The organism is Larkinella bovis (assembly GCF_042655385.1).
Classification (GTDB): domain Bacteria; phylum Bacteroidota; class Bacteroidia; order Cytophagales; family Spirosomataceae; genus Larkinella; species Larkinella bovis.
Genome location: NZ_JBHSMA010000003.1, coordinates 324,314 through 341,236 on the forward strand (window position 1 = coordinate 324,314; position 16,923 = coordinate 341,236).

Genomic DNA, 16,923 nt, shown 5'->3' on the forward strand with positions numbered 1-16,923 from the left:
AAAAGCCGGAATTGTTAGATTCGGTGAGCAAAACCGGGCCAGGAAGGAGGGGGGCGGGCAACTTAGGTGTCTATCCATCATAAGCGGTTTTTAAAACTGTTCCACCCTATTTCCCGAAACCTACTATGATCCGGAATTATGGTACGGTTGCCTGGCGCAATCTGATTCGCAACAAATTATTTTCCGCCATCAACGTTCTCGGACTGGCGCTCGGCATGACGGCGAGTCTGCTTATTTTTCTCTGGATTCGCGACGAACTGAGCATTGGGAGGCAGTATGCGCATTCGGCGCAGTTATACCGGATCATGGAGCGGGAGTATACGGACGGGAAAGTGGTGGCAGACGACGACACCCCCGGTTTGCTGGCCGATGAACTCAAGAAAGAGTTTCCGGAGGTGGTGTATGCCGCCGGTTTTTCGTGGGAAGAAGGGCACGTTTTGACGGTGGGCGACAAGGCAATCCGGCAGACCGGTTGTTTTGCCGGGGCCGACTGGTTTAACATGTACAGTATTCCGCTGCTGGCCGGTACGCCCGCGATGGCCCTTCAATCGCCCAATGGGGTGGCTATTTCGCGCAAGCTGGCCGAAATTTATTTCGCAACGCCCCAGAATGCGCTCGGCAAATCGATTCGGTTCGACAACGGCAACGACTATCAGGTCACGGCGGTTTTTGAAAACCTTCCAGCCAATGACCCTGAAAAATATGATTTTCTGCTGAGCTGGGCGGCTTTTCTCCAGCGCGAACCCTGGCTGACGGACTGGACCAATGGTGGTCCGAAAACCCGGGTTCTGCTCCGGCCGGATGCGAACGTAGCGCAGGTCGATGCCAAACTCAAGTGGTTTCTGAAAGGGCGCAATACGGATTTTGGCCCGACCTTTTACATCAATCTCTTTTTGCAGGCCGAAACCGATGCGCACCTGTATTCCAGTTTTAAAGACGGTTTTCTCGATGGCGGGCGGATCGAATACGTGCAACTGCTGGCCGTGGTGGCGGTTTTTCTGTTGCTGATTGCGGGCGTCAATTTCATGAATCTGGCCACGGCCCGGTCGGTCAAGCGGGCGCGGGAGGTGGGCGTCCGGAAGGTCGTGGGCGCGGCCCGTTCGGCCCTGATGGGGCAGTTTATCGGGGAAGCGCTCCTACTGACCCTGTTTGCCGTGCTGATCGCGCTCAGCCTGGTCAAGCTATTCATGCCTTTTTTCAACCAGTTAACGGATAAACAACTGGCGTTGCCGGTTGATCAGCCGGTTTTCTGGGCCATCACGCTGGCGCTCTGGCTGGGGATGGGCTTGCTGGCGGGCAGTTATCCGGCGCTCTTTCTGTCGTCGCTTCATCCGGTGCGGGTGCTGAAAGGCACCCTGCGGTTTGGGGCCGGGGCGCAGTTGTTCCGGCGCGGGCTGGTCGTTTTTCAATTCACCCTGTCGATGCTATTGATTGTCGGCACCGTGGTGATTTATCAGCAACTGGACTATATCCAGCGCAAGAACCTGGGGTATAGCCGGGAGAACCTGATCACAATTCCGCTGGAAGGAGAATTGGCCAGAAACTACCCCGTGGTCCGGCAGGAACTCCTGCGGATGGCGGGCATTCAGTCGGTGACGAAGACGAACGGCAATCCGTTGCGGAATGGCAGCACCACGGAAAGCGTCACCTGGCCGGGTAAAGATCCCAACGCAGCCATTTCGTTCCATAACTCGGCGGTTGGTTATGATTTTGCCAAAACCATGAAGCTGACGTTCCGGCAAGGCCGGGATTTTTCCCCGGCTTTTCGGACCGATTCGAGCAATTACCTCATCAACGAAGCGGCCGCCAAACGGATCGGCTACTCAAATCCGGTCGGCCAACCGCTGATCTTCTGGGGAAAACCGGGAAAAATTATCGGTTTGCTCCGGGATTTTCATTTTAACTCGTTGCACGAACCCATCCGACCACTGATCATTCGCCTGGCCGATAACCATTACGGCAACCTGCTGATTCGGACCCAGCCCGGCCAGACGCGGCCGGCACTGGCGAGTCTGGAAGCCCTTTGTCAGAAACTAAACCCGAAATTTCCGTTCACCTATTCGTTTGTCGATGCCGAATACCAGAGGACCTACCGCAGCGAAACCGTCGTCGGAACCCTCTCGACCATTTTTGCGACTCTGGCGATTTTCATTGCCTGTCTGGGGCTGTTCGGGCTGGCCGCGTTCATGGCCGAGCAGCGGACGAAAGAAATCGGCGTCCGGAAAGTGCTGGGGGCGTCGGTCGCCAGCGTGGTGGCACTGCTGTCGCGGGATTTTCTGAAACTGGTGGTAATCGCCATCGTCATTGCCTCGCCGGTGGCCTGGTACGTGATGCGCCAGTGGCTTCAGGGATTTGCGTACCAGGTGGAAATCAGTGGCTGGGTGTTCGCCCTGGCCGGTTTTCTGTCGCTGTTGATTGCCTTTCTGACGGTTTCGTTCCAAAGCCTCAAAGCAGCCCTGATGAATCCGGTGAAAAGTCTGCGGAGCGAGTGAAGAAATGACGCGAGCGACCCCCTTTTTTTGTAACCGTTCAGTAAAAAATCGTTATTGAGATTGAAATGAAATAAGGTAATTAGACAATCGGCGAATACCAGACAAAAGGCAGTTGGAAAAGGGGGTATTTCCCGTTGATTACACTTTCTGCAATACGGAATTTTGTAGCACGCGTCTAAACCCACCCTACTTCATGTTTGATAATGCCGCCCTCGATGTTGCCATTGGGCTTATTTTTATTTTCCTGATTTACAGTTTACTGGCGTCCATTTTGCTGGAAATTGTCGCCAAGATGTTCAGCCTCCGGGCCCGGAACCTGGTGCGGGCGTTGCGCCGGATGCTCCAGGATGAACCGGCCGATGGCAAAGCAAGAAACCCAACCCCCTGGACCTGGCTGATTGAGTTTGGCCGGGATATTTTATACTTCTTCAGGCCGATCCAGAAAGGCACCTTTTTAAGCCGGTTTTACGAGGCCCCGTCTATTCGTTACCTCGGTGAGAATAGTATTCGCAGCAAACCTAGCTACATTTATCCGACAACCTTTTCCCAGACGATCGTGCAGTTGCTGCGAAGCCGATCGCTGGCGGAACACTCTTCGCAGGCTGGCAGTCAGATTCCGGATTCGATCAAAACCGCCCTGCAAACCGGGGAAATCAAGACGTCGGAAGCGTTAATGCATGCCTTATTTAAAACGATTGATCCCACGTACCTGTCTGCTCCATTCGATAGTCGTATGCAAAGTGAATCGGAAATGATTCGCAATGTGCTGGATAACAACCTGTTACTGGTTGAGCCTGATACGCTGAAGCAGCTTCGGCGGCTTTTTCAGGATGCCCGGCACGATACGATTCAATTTCGGATTTTGCTGGAACGATGGTTTGACGAAACCATGCAAACCGCCGGTGCCTGGTACCAGCGGCAAGCACAGATTCTGCTGATTTTCATCGGTTTTTTTCTGGCCTACCAGTTCAATGTAGACATTATCGCCATCACCAAAATTCTGTCAAAGGATAAAAAAGCGCGGGAGCAATTGGTGCAGATGGCGGTCAGTCGGCAGGATGAATACGAGCAATTAGTCGATCAATTGAAGGTCGTTCCGCTCCCGGACACCAACCAGCGCAAAAAACTCATTACTCGGCTCGATACGCTCACCCGCCAGGATCTGGCCATCAAAGACAGCATCCGGAAAGATGCCGGGCGCGTACAGGATATTCTGGGAATGGGCAAGCAGATCCGGGAAAGCCGGAACGACGGAACGTTGTGGGGAAAGGGAAAGAGTTGGATAGGCAGTTGGTGGGATTATATGAAGCGCGGTTTTTTTGGTTGGGCGTTAACGGCGTTGGCGGTTTCGCTGGGGGCGCCATTCTGGTACGACCTGTTGAGCAAACTGATTACGGTTCGGCGAATGGTTCGAAAAGATGAACCAAACACCCCGGTGACGACGGCCGAATCCAGAAATTTAACGATCGTCGGCTGAGATGAAACCAATCAGGTTACTGCTCGATAAAAACGTATACCGTCGTCCGGCTCCCACCAATGAAGTTCCGGCCAAAAGCTATGCCAAAGCCGGGGAGACCATTGAGGTCAACGACATTGTGTTTGGCAAGGAACTGGATGGGAACACCATCTGGTACCACGCTACGGATGGGCTCTTTTACTGGAGCGGGGGCGTGGATTCGATTGAATTTGTCGGAAAGCCGGACGCTTATATAAACCTTTTACTCGATGAACAGGTCGCTGTATGCCGACAGGCCATGAATTACTACAGTCCGGTTTTATTGAAGCGGTTTCCGGAAATTACGGCCTTAGCCATCACCCATAAGCAGGTAGCCGGGGCTTTTCTGCCGGAATATAACCTGGTCATTTTTGTCAAGCAAAAAATGACGAATCCCCAAGAGCGATTACCAACCCAGTTGCTTTATAAAGGATTTGTGATTCCTGTTGATGTGCGCGAAGCACAACCAACCGCTCTGTGTTCGCCCGGCGGAGCAATAACCAAACCAGTGCCATACAATGAAGTCGGAACGTTAGGCTTTGTGGCAACCAATGGTTTTTCAACGTATCTGGTAACGAACTATCATGTTTTATGCGCCGATCGTCTGCAAAACAAGCAGTTTAGTTTGGTGGCCAGCGACGAATATGACCGGCCACAAGACCGGGCGGTTGAATGTAACGGACAGGTAGTTGGGCGGTTGTTAAGCGGGCAGTTCGACAGTTTTACAGACTGTGCGAAAGTGTTATTGCAAAACGATACCATTACCAATCGCTTGGCGGATGGGCAACCTTTTTCCGGGGTCAAGTTTCGAAACCAGTTCACGAATTTTCAGCCTCATCAGGTGGCAGTAGTTTTGGCCGGAGCCGCTTCTAAAGGAATGGTCCGTGGTACGATTGAGTCGCTGTTCGCGATTACGCCGGCAGTCAGCGATCTGGATCATGTTTTTCTTGATGTCATTCAGCTCCGGCTGAAAGCGGAGAAAGGGGATTCCGGCGGTCCGGTGTTCACCGAAGACGGCAGGCAATTGATCGGTATCCTCATGGCATCGGACCTAACCACCTTTAGTTATGTCATTCCCATCGCGGTGATTCTCGAACGTCTTAATCTAAAAGGAATAGCCTGATAATCATTATACCTATCAAATTATGAAATACTATCTCTACTGCTTACTTTTTGTTGGAACACTTGCGTCTGCGCAGACTCCACCGGTTTCGGTCACCTTTAGCGCTGATAAGCTCAGCCAGACGATTCCTTATATGCCAAAACAAGAACTGAAGATTCTGATAACCGGACTTCCGGCTGGAACAAACACGTTGCATTTCAAACACGAAGGCGCGGCCGCGGATGGAAAACCGATTGATCCGGTTCAGGTGGTCGACAATTCATTCATAACGCTCAATGATAACTCCAATGAAGATTTGTTTACGATCATAAATGCCCTGGCCCGCAATGCGAAAGCTACCGATCCGCAGTCATTATCAGCCGCTTTTTCCGCCGAAGCGGGATTCAAAATTAGATTGATCCTTCAATTTATACCAACGGTACCCCCGCCTGGTGGAGGGACTGGGGGCAACCCGGGCGGAACGGCGGCACCGGATTCGCTTAAACCGTCCGGATTCATTATTCCCGATGCTCTCAAACTCAGCTGGTTGATTAAAAGCGGCCGGAGCGATGCCGTTAAGTTCAGTGACCTGATCAAAGACCATTACAAGATCGACGCCAGTACACCTTTCTTCGGCGAATTTCCCACCACAACCGGCATCACTCTGACGAATAAGCAAAAAGCCGACATTGTTTCGAATGCGATATCGGCCGTCGGGGGCTTGGATGTAACAACCTTTGTGGATGGGCTGGCCCGTTTTCTGGTCAAGCGAACCAAAGAAGAACTCAATAGTGCCTTTTTCGAGCGGTTTCGGAATCTGTTGCAGGAGCCTCGCTACAAAGACCTGAAACTTGTCTTTCCACAAACCTCCCAGACTCTGCTGGCATTAGGAGATGAAATTTTTAACTACGAGGCTTACCTCACCAGTTTACGAACAAGTTTTGAAAAAGACCTTCGTACACTTCCTCCTCATTTAAGTCGCTGGGTCGATGAAGGAACGTTTAAAACCTACTTTGATGGAAAACCGTACCTTAGATCCGGCTTGAAATCATCCCTTTATTTTTATGATGAACTCTCCAACGGGACGCATCCGGGTAAAGCCATTGAAAAATTTCCCTTGTCGACTGTTGCCGGAGTTACGATACCACAGACTGTGAGTACGGCCATTCGGATCGATAGTCTGGCCAAAATTTATATTGAACTGTCAAAGTCATTACAGTCGGGGAAAGGGGATCGTTACTGGGTAACACCGGATACAATCAAAGCGCTGCTTGACGATGGGAAAGCCCGGAGGTTTTACCTCGCAATGCTGTTCAAAAACGTAAAAGGTATCCAGTATAAAACCGATGAGACACGAGTTGATGCCAGCCTGGTAACGACCTGGGATACGAAACTAGACAAAGCCAGCCAGTTTATCACCCATACGAAAAGTCTGGAAGAGGCCCTCAAACTCGCCAGAAACCTTAAAAATAAAGACTCGCTGGGGTATGAATATTATTCCCGGTTTTTTGATGAATTTACCCAGACGGTGGAATCCGGTCATCAATTGGTGTTAACGCTGATCTTCAATAAAGATGAAGCCGGACCTGATTCAAAATTTACAAAAACCGTACAGGTATTGCGAAACGTTTCCGAGTTGGGTCTGGATGTGAGCCGTCGGAAATACGGGGCGGCTATTGTTCATGCGGTTCAGGTCTATAACTATTTAACCGGAGATGCCACATTGCTGGATAATCAGGTTACGGTTGGCTTGTTGACCCGGTCAAGGGCCAAAGAAATCAAATTCCAATGGTCTGATCAGCCGGATGTTCTGGTGGCGAACCTGTCGAACAGCGGACTTGAAGCCGTATGGGATCCGGCATCCAACCGCCTGGGAGTACGTTTGCCTAATGAAGGAGAAAATACAATCCGTGCATTTCCTTACCCGATTTCCAGAGATGTTTTAATGGCCGCCTTAAACTCGCTTCGTTTGGGGAATACATCCCTGGAAGCGTCGCCAGTAGGGGAGCAGGAAATACAGTTTACATTGCCACGCTGGCACCGAAAGCGGCTGGTAGCGGTGGATCAAACCAGTTCGGTAAAGGAGAAAGCGCAGGATATCGCGAATAAACTTTTGATGTATGGGAGTTTTATCGCCACGGTGGCTGAAGCCGATAATTCGCAGGAAGTGGCCGATGCCATCGAAGCGTTTGCGCTCCCGGCAGGCTCGTCCAGCATTAAGCGGAAAAGCGTTTTTAATGTTTCCTTGAATGCCTACACGGGTGTGTTGGCGGGGCACGAATCGAAAGGGCCGGCTCCTTATTTTAATTCCTACGCGGTTTGGGCACCCGTCGGTATTTCGGCGAGTTTGGGAAGGGTGAACTTCGGAAACTGGCAGAATCACTCGTTCAGCCTTTTGGCTTCCATCATTGATATTGGTGCCGTGACAGCTTTTCGGTTTACAAACGATACGATCGTTTCCGTTCCCAAAATCCAGTTGAAGGATATTATTGCCCCCGGTTTATCGGTTTCGTGGGGCATTGCTAAAACCCCGCTTTCGCTGGCGTTTGGCTGGCAGTCGGCTCCGTTTCTGCGCAAAGTCACGACGGATGCCAATACGACCCTCGACTACCGGGCTAGTCGCTGGCATTTTACCCTGGCTGTCGATATTCCAATCCTGAATTTTTATAACCGGAAATACAGGAAGCCGTAAGTCGACCAGACTGTAAAGAGGGAAGGGAAGCCGGTTTTGCTCTTCCTTCAAAACCGCCAGCGCAGCTGCGCTTTCACCTCGCTTTTGTGCGGTCTGGCAATTTCGTCCAGGGCGGAGCCGACGGTTTCCTGCTGCCGGAAGTCGCTGCGGCTCCAGCGCAGCCAGATGTCCAGGTGTTTGTTGAGGTTGTATTGCAGCAGGAGATAATGGCGGAGGCCCCGGTTGGCGTAGGCCGGGATCGAGAATGTGGAAAGCACATCGCGCTCGTAGACGTACTGGCGACTATCGTAATCATCGGTGCTGAACCACGCCAGTCGCCCGCTGAGGGAAAGTCGTCCGAAATCGGCGGTAGCGTCCTGCACGATTGCCAGGCCCTTCGACGCCGGAAAACCGGTATACCGAAAACCGCCCCACTGCACGCGCGTCCGCAGCGACCAGGTGCGCGACGGGGCGTATTCCGTCGTCAGGGCGTAGTTTTTGCGGGCGGTTTCGACGGTTTGCCGGGTTTTGCTGCGGGCGGTTGGCAGGTTTTTCTCCTTGTGTTCTTCGTGGTAAATACCGGAAAAGGTCAGCTTTTTGCGGGGCGTATACGTTGCCTGAATGAGATAATCATAGCCCTGCGACGGTTTATCGACCAGGTATTTCCACCACGGAAAACGGAAGTAATCGACAAAAGTACCCAGCGTCAGCTTGCGGTAGATCACGTACCGCAAACCGGTATAAAGCCCATGTTCGTTGCTGTTGCGGGTATTTTCGCCGAAGGCATTGGCGTAGAAGCTGTGAAAATTCCGGTCGTAATACCGGGCCAGCAGGGCGGCATCCAGCCGCTTCGTCAGGCTGGCCACTGCGCCCGCAACGACGCCCACGCCACCGCTCGACGACCGGGCGGCTTCGCCGAACAGGTTGACATTCTGAACGATATAAGTGCCCTGTAGCCCGATAACGGTGTTCTCTTTGCCCGTGAATTCGTAGCGGTTATACGGCAGATCGCGTTTTTGCAAAGCCTTGTCGAAAACCGTGTGCAAAACCGTAGCGCCCAGGTGTAACCGTTGATCGGGATGGTATAACAGATGGGCACCCAGGTTCTGCTCGAGCAGGCTGGCCCGGTCGTCCCGTTCCGATGGCGTCCGGTGCAGTCCGCTGGTTTGGAGGGAACTGATTTTGGATTCCTGATTTTCAGGATCTTCAACTACACTGCCATCGCGCCGGTTTCGGGCCGCCAGCAGCGTAACGTCCCATTTTTTGCTGAGGGCGTACGTCGCCGTCAAACCGCGCAGAAAACCGGATTCGCTCAGGGATGTATACGGCCGGGCACCGAGCGAGGGCCGGCGGACACCCGACACGGTTTCGGCTCCTTTGCCCAGCGAGAAACCGGATGCCAGCACCAGGCCCTGCCCGATTTGTAACTGATAATCCCCGATCAGGATGTTCCGCCAGCGCCCCCGGTTTTGCAGCTGGACGTGGAACGAAAGGTAATCGATGCCGTACTGGTGGTTCGAGGGGCGCCAGCGGAACGGTTCGCCGGGATCCTGTTCGAGCGTGAAGCCGAAACTAAATTCACGCGGACGGCTGTAGCGGTACCGCCAGTACCACTGTTGCCGACTGCCGCCGTAGCGCGTGGGCCGGTTATCCGTTTGGTCCGGTTCGGCCGGCGAAAATCCCTTCTGTTGTTCCAGAACCCGCTCTACCCGCATGATCAGGTAATGATCGGTTGGGTTGCGGACCGAAAACGAGCGGTTTTGGGTATCGATGGTCACGAAGGGCAAGAGCCGCCGGATCGTGGGCAGATCGAAATCCGGGATGGCCTGCAACTCGTACACCGACAGAAAAGGGCCGACATCCCGGCGGTACTGGAAAAAATCGTTGAGCTGCCGTTCGGTGAGTAAATAAGTAGCCGACAGTTCATCGCAGGTCAGGGTGTTGAGATCCAGCGGATTGGCATACAGTTGGTACAGGTTCTCATAGACGGTCTGGTAATCAATGCCTTCGGTCTGAACGGGAAAGAGGTTCTGAATGAAGGCGTTCAGGTTGGTTTCGCGCCGACGGTACTCCTGGGCCGCACCGAACGGCCCGGACAGGAGAAAACCGTAGAGGACAAAAATCGTAAAGAGGGATTTCAAACCGTCGTTGCACCTGGGGCCGCACACTACCGGACAGCCCATCCGGCCGAAAGGCGTTCTTTCAGTTGCTTAGACGGAAAAAGGGATCGGAAGATACCCCCGGTGCGCCGGATCACTCGTTTTTGATGACGTCGATCAGATCCTGCAGGCTTTTTTGCTGTCGTTTGTTCACCTTCGGATAGTCCATTTTCAGACGTTGTAACGTTTCGACCAGAATTTTAGCCACGATCAGCCGCATGTTTTTCTTGTCGTCGGCCGGAATAATATACCAGGGGGCTTTCTGCGTAGCGGTTTCGTTGATGGCGGTTTCGTAAGCCTCCCGATACTGTTTCCAGAAACCGCGTTCTACCACGTCCTGATCGTCGAATTTCCAGTTTTTCGACGGGTCTTCGATCCGGGCGATCAGCCGCTCGCCCTGTTCTTTTTTCGAGATATTCAGGAAAAACTTCAATACCGGAAAACCGTTGCGGATCAGGTACGTTTCGAAGTTCCGAATATCCTTGTAGCGTTGTTTCCAGAGCTTGTCCAGATCGGCGGTGCGTTCTTCGGGGAGCCGCTGGGTTTGGGTCAGAATTTCGGGATGGACTTTCACGACCAGCACTTCTTCGTAATAGGAGCGGTTGAAGATGCCGATGGTGCCGCGTTCGGGCAGCCGGACGAGGTTTCGCCAGAGAAAGTCGTGGTCCAGTTCCTGGTCCGTTGGCCGTTTGAACGAATGAACCCGCAACCCCAGCGGATTGACCCCCGAGAAGACGTGCTGAATCGTGCTGTCTTTCCCGGCGGCATCCATGGCCTGAAAAATGGTAACCAGTCCGTAGCGGTTGTGGGCGTACATTTTTTCCTGCAACTCGTTCAACTCCGTTGTCAGACCGTTGAGCAGAGTTTCGTACTGTCCCTTGTCTTCGTAGAGATCGTCGATTTTTGTGGGGTAGTCGTCGATGGAAAATGTTCCGGTTTTGGTTGAACCGGGAAAGCGAAAGGTGTCCGTTTTCAGGAGCAGATCGTCGGCCATGCGGTTTTTGGTTTTCGGTATACGGTTTGTTGGTATACGGTTTGGGATTATTGGTATACAATGCCCTCCTGGAACCGAGAACCGGATCCTGAAAACCGTGTACCGAAACCGAACCGTCTGAAACGGGATTCTGTTACAATAAAACCATCGGCGGGATTCATTCGTAGATCGGGAACTCGATTTTGTTATTGAGGTAGTCGTTGAATAAAACCTTTCCGCTTCGTACTATGTTCAAACCAGTGCAACTCAAGAACCTCACGACCTGGCTGATGGCACTGCTGCCCATCCTGCCGCTGTTGTCGTGCGGCCAATCGTCAAAACAACAATCATCCGAGCGAAAAACCAAAGTTATGAATACCAGCAACTCGGCAACAACTGCCCCCGGAATGGAGAAAGCCACCTTCGGCACCGGCTGCTTCTGGTGTACGGAAGCCATGTTTGAATCATTAGACGGTGTTTCGGAGGCCGTTTCCGGCTACGAAGGCGGCACCAAAGCCAACCCGACGTACAAGGAAGTCTGCACCGGCACCACCGGCCACGCGGAATGTGTGGAAGTGACGTATGACCCGAAAAAAGTGACCTATGCTGACCTGTTGCAGGCGTTCTTCCGGAGTCACGACCCGACCTCGCTCAACCGCCAGGGGGCCGATGTAGGCACGCAATACCGGTCGGTGATTTTCTACCACAACGACGAGCAGAAGCAACTGGCCGAAACCGTGAAGAAAGAATTGAATGCTTCGGGTGCGTACGATAAACCGATTGTTACGGAAATCAGCCCGGCGTCGACGTTCTACGTGGCCGAAGAGTATCACCAGAGCTATTTCGCCAACAATCCCGAACAGGGCTATTGTGCCTTTGTGATTGCCCCGAAACTCGACAAATTCCGGAAGGTATTCAAGGATAAATTGAAAGGCGCCGACAAGGTCGCGGAGAAACACTGAGCCGGACGGAAGTTGCTGTTCCGGTACTACGGATCAGGGATAAAAGCTGACATCGTACTCTTTTAATCTCTTTCTATCGGTAGCGTATCGATAGGAGTTGACCTTACGCAAGTCGCGGGCCAGTGGCCCGCGACTTTTTGTTTTAGAATGGCGGATTCCCTGACGGCCTCCAGGGTATTAAAGCTTTTTTGGGCTCCATTTCTCCTTTCTTGTAAAATGGAATGGTCTTTGCGAACCGGCGGCTCCTTTATCAAAGGGGAATGTTTTGTGACAGAATTACTGATCTGAGTGGTCTGGTTCGGTGCATTGTCTGCCAATGGGTTCAATTTAAGGGCAATATTGCTGATACGGAGCGCTCAGGCATTAAAATTGTTTCTTGCCTTCGTGACATTCCAACCCTTTTAAGCCTTTCAATGTTATGAATCAACTTTCCTTTTTCAAGGTAATTATTCTTATTCTGGCGATCTCCATAGGCTCCTGCTCAAAAAATGAAGATGTCGTAACACCCGAAGAAATCCATTGGAATTATGAACACCCCGACTGGCAAACGCAGGGATTTTCTGAATGTGCCGGGATGATCCAATCACCGGTCGACATTCAAACCAGTACCACCATCAAAGCCGACCTGCCCGATCTGGGTTTTAACTATAGTGCCTTTCCAATTAAGATCATTGATAACGGACATACCCTTCAGGTCAACAACAACGGGACCAACAGTGTCGTCTACAATGGTAAAACCTATGCCTTTAAACAGTTGCATTTTCATTACCATAGCGAACATTTGCTGGATGGAGCAGCCAGCGATATGGAGTTACATCTGGTCCACCAGGACCCTGCGACGGGAGCGCTGCTGGTGGTCGGTTATTTTCTCAAAAAAGGCGTTGCCAATCCGCTGTTCGAATCCATATTGAGTCACTGGCCAAAGCAAAAAGAAACGGAAATCACCACCACAACGTCCATCGATCTGACCACCATTCTGCCGACGGATAAACGCTACTACACGTACATCGGATCGCTGACGACACCACCCTGCACGCAGGGAATAACGTTTTGTATTTTGAAAGCGCCCCTGGAGGTGTCTGGTGCGCAAATTGATCAATTTAAAGCCCGCTATGATCATAATGCCCGTCCGGTTCAGCCCCTGAATTCACGGCTGTTGTACGAGGATATTTTGTGAACAAGACGTTTCAATGCTTCGATTCTTCTGGATACATGGAGGTCTTTTCCGTCAGCTAAACCCTAACCGACCAGAAGCAGAATTTCATAACGGGTTGCTTTGCGTGTCGTTGATGGGGGAAATATAAAATAGCCTGGAAAACCGTTCAGATCATAGGGAGCGAGCGGAAAGTACAGAGAAATGGGAGATTTCCCGTTGCAATCCTCTGGGTTTTTCCAAATATTAGAGACCCCATTCGGCTCCGGAAACGACTCATTGGAGAATTGGTCAGAAAATAGGCACAGACTGGTGGGCATTGGGCCCAGGTTCGTGAGTTTCCGGGTTTAGTGAACAACCGCTCGATCGGTACCATTTTATAAAACCGGCGTCTGTATGCATCGTCAATGGCCATTTTTTAGTCAATCATCGTTTAGCCAATGGTTTGAAAACGCTGGTATGAATTTTACGTCAAGAATACTTATTGTACCCGGATTGGGAAATTCGGGAGAAGACCACTGGCAGAGCATCTGGGAAGAGCAGTGGCCTGATTTCGTACGCGTTAACCAGCAGGATTGGGAAACGCCCCTGTGTCTGGACTGGATTGAACAACTGGATGAGGCCGTTATGGCGGGCGACCCGTCGGAAGTCATCCTCGTGGCCCACAGCCTGGCCTGCACGACCGTCGCCTATTGGGCGAAGGTTTTTCAGCGGTCCATTAAAGGGGCGCTGCTGGTCGCGCCCAGCGATACCGAAGCGCCTACGTATCCGTCGGGAACCACCGGTTTTTCGCCGGTTCCACTCCGGCAGCTCCCGTTTCCGTCCATCGTTGTGGCGAGTACGAATGATCATTACGTGACGCTGGAGCGGGCCACGTTGTTTGCCCGGGCCTGGGGCAGTGAACTGGTGGTTCTCGAAAAGGCGGGGCACATCAATGTGGGCGCGGGCTACGGCCACTGGCCGGAAGGACTCAAACTGCTTCAGGAACTGGATTCCTGATTCGGTAAAAAACCGGATGGCGGTTTTCAAACCGCTATCCGGAGGAAATTATTTCGTTTTCCGGACGTAAACGTTATTGCTGATCGATTCCAGCCGGATTTCCGGGCCACCGCCGTTGACGGTTCCTTCCAGCAGGTAACCGACAATCGGGTTCTGTTGCTTTTTGTTTTTGAAATCAATCGCCAGATCGGAATAGACTTCGCCGGTGATGGTTTTCAGGGCCAAATTTGCTCCTTTCGCCCCCGGCCAGTTCAGGTCCACAAACCCGCTGATGGTTTTGGCAAAAACGGCTTCGGTCGCTCCTTCAATATGGATGTTGCCGTTGATGGTTTCGACTTTTAGCCTGGCCTTTCGGGGTAGAAAAACCTGGTAATTAATGTCGCTGCACACGTAATAATCCTGCCCGTTCTTTTCCGTGCGCCAGGTCGACGCTTTCTTGTCGGGACAGTCTTCGGCTTTGCCCTGTTTGAGCAGTTCCCGGTCAAAGTCGGTTTTGAGACTGACTTCCGAGGAGGTCGATCCGGTTTCGACCAGCAGCGCATCGTTGAGCCGGTTGTTGTTGATATTGACCGTGATTTTTACGGCAACCTCCGCTTTGTCCCAGTACGTAATCTGGATACTGTTGGCAAATTTCAGGTTGAGATTCACCGTCTGGCCGGACGAGAACGGCGTTTTGTTTTCAATAATTTTCTGGGCGAAAGTGGGGCCAAGGGTCAGGCCGGTCAGGAGCAAAAAGAGGAGCTTTTTCACGGTCGGTTTATTTTTGCTTGCGGATGTAGATATTGCTGCTGATCGAATTGAGCTGGATCTCAACGCCCCCGCCATTGGTCGAGCCTTCCACGTTATTACCCCCGCCGATTTTCGGCAGCCCTTCCTTCGACGCTTTCAGACCCAGGTCGAAATCGGTGTACATTTCGCCGTTGATCGAGCGCAGTTTCAGGTTGGCTTTGGAGTTGGCGGGTAGGGTTACATCGATAGGGCCCGAAATCGTGGTGATGGAGGTCGGTTTTTCCTGGCTCAGGGTCGTAAAAACGACGTTGACTTCTCCGTTGGTGGTATTGGCGACAATCGGGCCGGTTACATTTTTGAGCGTCATCGGGGCGTTGGTCGTCTTGATTTCCAGATCGCCGTCCAGGTTGCTAACCGCCAGCGAGCCGTTTCGCCAGTTAGTTTGCCGGACCAGCAGGGCGGCTTTTTTCGGCATCCGAATGGTGTAATCGATGTCCTTGCGGGTCGCTTTTTCGATTTTCAGTACCCCATTTTCCAGGTTGACGGCCAGCCCGATGCCCGAGTTATCGACGGCGGAGTAGTACAGCGGTTTCAGACCTTTTGCCCGCTCCGGCGGGGCATCGAGCTGGACGGAGGTGCGGACACTGACTTCGTCGCCGTCGTATCCTTCAATTTTGTAGTCACCGGCATCCATTTCCAGCACCACTTTGCGGTCTTTGGAATTGCCTAGTTTGGTCTTGTATTCCTGGGCACTGGCGCTGATGGCACAGCACAAAGCGGTAGCCATCAACAAGGTAATTTTTCTCATTGCTTTGGTTTAAACGTGTATATCGAATTGAAAAATCGGGTACGGTTTTTTAAGTACGGTTCAGGTGATTCAGGCCTTCTTCGGCCTTCTGGCGAACCACTTCCAGAATTTCCCGGTTGCGGGCCAGTCGTTGCATGGTCTCCACGGCCCGCTTTTCCTGAATGGAAACCAGCGCTTCGATCAGCATAATCTGGACGTACGGATCGGTCTGGATTTTCAGCGACTGAATCACTCCTTCCCGCACACCCGGCTCGTTGGGAATTCGCATCAGTGCCTGACAGGCCGCCAGTCGTACGTTGACATTATCATCAAAATTCAGCGTATTGATCAGGAGTTGCGTAATCTCCTGGCTGGCTTCGGGCAGTTCGAAACTCTGATTCACCGCCTGAATGCGCTCACTGGCCGAGGTGGCGGCCATCCGGTCAAAATCCAGTGTCTTTTTGATGGCCAGCGCCGACGACGTTTCGGGTACGCCGGTTTGCCCGGTGCTCCGGTTGCTGTAATATAAACCGCCCATAAAACCGCCCGCCAGCAGGGCCACACTGGCCGCCAGCCGCAGCGTCCAGCGGGTTAAGTTCCGAAACCGGTTTTCGGAATCCAGCCGGTCGGCCAACTTTTTGTGAACGGTCAGCGACGGTTGTTCCTGCCGGGCTTCCGCAAAGTACCGGAACATTCCGGCCTGGTTCTGCCAATGGGCCGGAACCGATGGCCCCCGGAAAAATTCCCGCAACTGTTTTTCTTCTTCCAGGGTGGTTTCGCCGGCGTAATATTTTTCCAGCAGCGTTTCAATAGCTTCCTGCTTCATAATCATTCGTCTTTACGTAACTGTCGCGCACCCGTTGCCGGGCTCTCGACAAAATCACCCGGATGTTGTTGACGGTTAATCCGGTTATTTCCTCAATCTCCTCAAACGAATATTCTTCCACGTCCCGCAGGTGAAGAATCAGTTTCTGCGATTCGGGCAAGGCATCGATGATGCGACCCAGGAGTCCGGCGCTGTCTGATAGTTCGACCTGCTGGTAGGGCGACACCTGGCTGGCCTGCACGGTGGTCAGGTCGGCATCGCCCCCCGTGTTCCGGTTGGCGTAGGATTTCAGTTGGTCCAGGCACAAGTTGCGGGTCATCTGCACGGCCAGCGCTTCCACACTGGTATAGGTCTCCAGCTGTTGCCGTTTACTCCAGAGCCGCAGCAAAACTTCCTGTAAGGCATCCTCGGCCTCTTCGCGGTTGCGAAGAAACAGCTTGGCCAGCCGGAAAAGCCGACCCTGCACGGGGAGTACTTTCTGTTTGAAGGTTTGCAGATCCATTTCAGTGACAAAGACGACCGGGCGGAGAAAACATTACAAGGATGGAGAAAAATAAAAACCGGTGAAGGCCAAA

General features: G+C 52.4%; 13 protein-coding genes. 7 read left to right on the top strand and 6 right to left on the bottom strand.

Annotated features, from left to right (window positions below):
- Nucleotides 1–125 precede the first annotated feature (125 nt).
- The 4 genes from ACFPMF_RS12540 (at nt 126) to ACFPMF_RS12555 (ending at nt 7,781) form a co-directional block, all read left to right on the top strand.
- On the top strand, nt 126–2,492 hold the full coding sequence (locus tag ACFPMF_RS12540) for an ABC transporter permease (RefSeq protein WP_379845237.1): 2,367 nt from the start codon (nt 126–128) through the stop codon (nt 2,490–2,492).
- Nucleotides 2,493–2,685: 193 nt separating this feature from the next.
- Nucleotides 2,686–3,969 carry a hypothetical protein gene (locus ACFPMF_RS12545; RefSeq protein ID WP_379845239.1) on the top strand — a complete coding sequence of 428 codons (1,284 nt, stop codon included), beginning with the start codon at nt 2,686–2,688 and terminating at the stop codon, nt 3,967–3,969.
- A 1-nt stretch (nt 3,970) separates the two neighbouring features.
- Entirely contained in the window at nt 3,971–5,110 is a 1,140-nt protein-coding gene (locus ACFPMF_RS12550; RefSeq protein WP_379845242.1) for a trypsin-like peptidase domain-containing protein, read from the top strand.
- A 133-nt stretch (nt 5,111–5,243) separates the two neighbouring features.
- Nucleotides 5,244–7,781: a hypothetical protein gene (locus tag ACFPMF_RS12555; RefSeq protein WP_379845244.1), complete on the top strand. Its 2,538-nt coding sequence runs from the start codon at nt 5,244–5,246 to the stop codon at nt 7,779–7,781.
- A gap of 47 nt (nt 7,782–7,828) precedes the next feature.
- On the opposite strand, the gene ACFPMF_RS12560 is transcribed toward ACFPMF_RS12555, so the two are convergent.
- Nucleotides 7,829–9,901, bottom strand: coding sequence for a ComEA family DNA-binding protein (locus ACFPMF_RS12560; protein WP_379845247.1), 2,073 nt, complete (start codon nt 9,899–9,901; stop codon nt 7,829–7,831).
- 112 nt (nt 9,902–10,013) lie between these two features.
- On the bottom strand, nt 10,014–10,913 hold the full coding sequence (locus ACFPMF_RS12565; RefSeq protein WP_379845249.1) for a polyphosphate kinase 2 family protein: 900 nt from the start codon (nt 10,911–10,913) through the stop codon (nt 10,014–10,016).
- A gap of 350 nt (nt 10,914–11,263) precedes the next feature.
- Between ACFPMF_RS12565 and msrA the strand changes: the two genes are divergently transcribed.
- From msrA to ACFPMF_RS12580, 3 genes are all read left to right on the top strand, one after another.
- Entirely contained in the window at nt 11,264–11,854 is a 591-nt protein-coding gene (gene msrA, locus ACFPMF_RS12570; protein WP_379845888.1) for a peptide-methionine (S)-S-oxide reductase MsrA, read from the top strand.
- Nucleotides 11,855–12,272: 418 nt separating this feature from the next.
- Entirely contained in the window at nt 12,273–13,031 is a 759-nt protein-coding gene (locus ACFPMF_RS12575) for a carbonic anhydrase (protein ID WP_379845252.1), read from the top strand.
- A 435-nt stretch (nt 13,032–13,466) separates the two neighbouring features.
- Nucleotides 13,467–14,006: an RBBP9/YdeN family alpha/beta hydrolase gene (locus ACFPMF_RS12580; RefSeq protein ID WP_379845254.1), complete on the top strand. Its 540-nt coding sequence runs from the start codon at nt 13,467–13,469 to the stop codon at nt 14,004–14,006.
- 48 nt (nt 14,007–14,054) lie between these two features.
- On the opposite strand, the gene ACFPMF_RS12585 is transcribed toward ACFPMF_RS12580, so the two are convergent.
- Genes ACFPMF_RS12585 through ACFPMF_RS12600 form a run of 4 tightly spaced genes read right to left on the bottom strand, consistent with a single transcriptional unit; the run spans nt 14,055 to nt 16,850 of the window.
- Nucleotides 14,055–14,756, bottom strand: coding sequence for a DUF4097 family beta strand repeat-containing protein (locus tag ACFPMF_RS12585; protein WP_379845257.1), 702 nt, complete (start codon nt 14,754–14,756; stop codon nt 14,055–14,057).
- A gap of 7 nt (nt 14,757–14,763) precedes the next feature.
- Entirely contained in the window at nt 14,764–15,543 is a 780-nt protein-coding gene (locus tag ACFPMF_RS12590; RefSeq protein WP_379845259.1) for a DUF4097 family beta strand repeat-containing protein, read from the bottom strand.
- Nucleotides 15,544–15,592: 49 nt separating this feature from the next.
- The gene (locus tag ACFPMF_RS12595; RefSeq protein ID WP_379845262.1) at nt 15,593–16,348 is read right to left on the bottom strand and encodes a HEAT repeat domain-containing protein; all 756 of its coding nucleotides are present in this window, start codon (nt 16,346–16,348) and stop codon (nt 15,593–15,595) included.
- Nucleotides 16,329–16,850, bottom strand: a complete 522-nt coding sequence (locus ACFPMF_RS12600) for an RNA polymerase sigma factor (RefSeq protein WP_379845265.1) — start codon at nt 16,848–16,850, stop codon at nt 16,329–16,331. Before ACFPMF_RS12600 ends, ACFPMF_RS12595 begins: the two co-directional genes overlap by 20 nt.
- Between the last annotated feature and the right edge of the window lie 73 nt (nt 16,851–16,923).

What these genes read in the sequence shown, in the direction of transcription:
- ACFPMF_RS12555 (WP_379845244.1), top strand. Translation starts at nt 5,244, where the DNA reads ATGCCAAAACAAGAACTGAAGATTCTGATAACCGGACTTCCGGCTGGA.
- ACFPMF_RS12540 (WP_379845237.1), top strand. Translation starts at nt 126, where the DNA reads ATGATCCGGAATTATGGTACGGTTGCCTGGCGCAATCTGATTCGCAAC.
- ACFPMF_RS12565 (WP_379845249.1), bottom strand. Translation starts at nt 10,913, where the DNA reads ATGGCCGACGATCTGCTCCTGAAAACGGACACCTTTCGCTTTCCCGGT.
- ACFPMF_RS12595 (WP_379845262.1), bottom strand. Translation starts at nt 16,348, where the DNA reads ATGAAGCAGGAAGCTATTGAAACGCTGCTGGAAAAATATTACGCCGGC.
- msrA (WP_379845888.1), top strand. Translation starts at nt 11,264, where the DNA reads ATGAATACCAGCAACTCGGCAACAACTGCCCCCGGAATGGAGAAAGCC.
- ACFPMF_RS12550 (WP_379845242.1), top strand. Translation starts at nt 3,971, where the DNA reads ATGAAACCAATCAGGTTACTGCTCGATAAAAACGTATACCGTCGTCCG.
- ACFPMF_RS12575 (WP_379845252.1), top strand. Translation starts at nt 12,273, where the DNA reads ATGAATCAACTTTCCTTTTTCAAGGTAATTATTCTTATTCTGGCGATC.
- ACFPMF_RS12580 (WP_379845254.1), top strand. Translation starts at nt 13,467, where the DNA reads ATGAATTTTACGTCAAGAATACTTATTGTACCCGGATTGGGAAATTCG.
- ACFPMF_RS12545 (WP_379845239.1), top strand. Translation starts at nt 2,686, where the DNA reads ATGTTTGATAATGCCGCCCTCGATGTTGCCATTGGGCTTATTTTTATT.
- ACFPMF_RS12600 (WP_379845265.1), bottom strand. Translation starts at nt 16,850, where the DNA reads ATGGATCTGCAAACCTTCAAACAGAAAGTACTCCCCGTGCAGGGTCGG.
- ACFPMF_RS12590 (WP_379845259.1), bottom strand. Translation starts at nt 15,543, where the DNA reads ATGAGAAAAATTACCTTGTTGATGGCTACCGCTTTGTGCTGTGCCATC.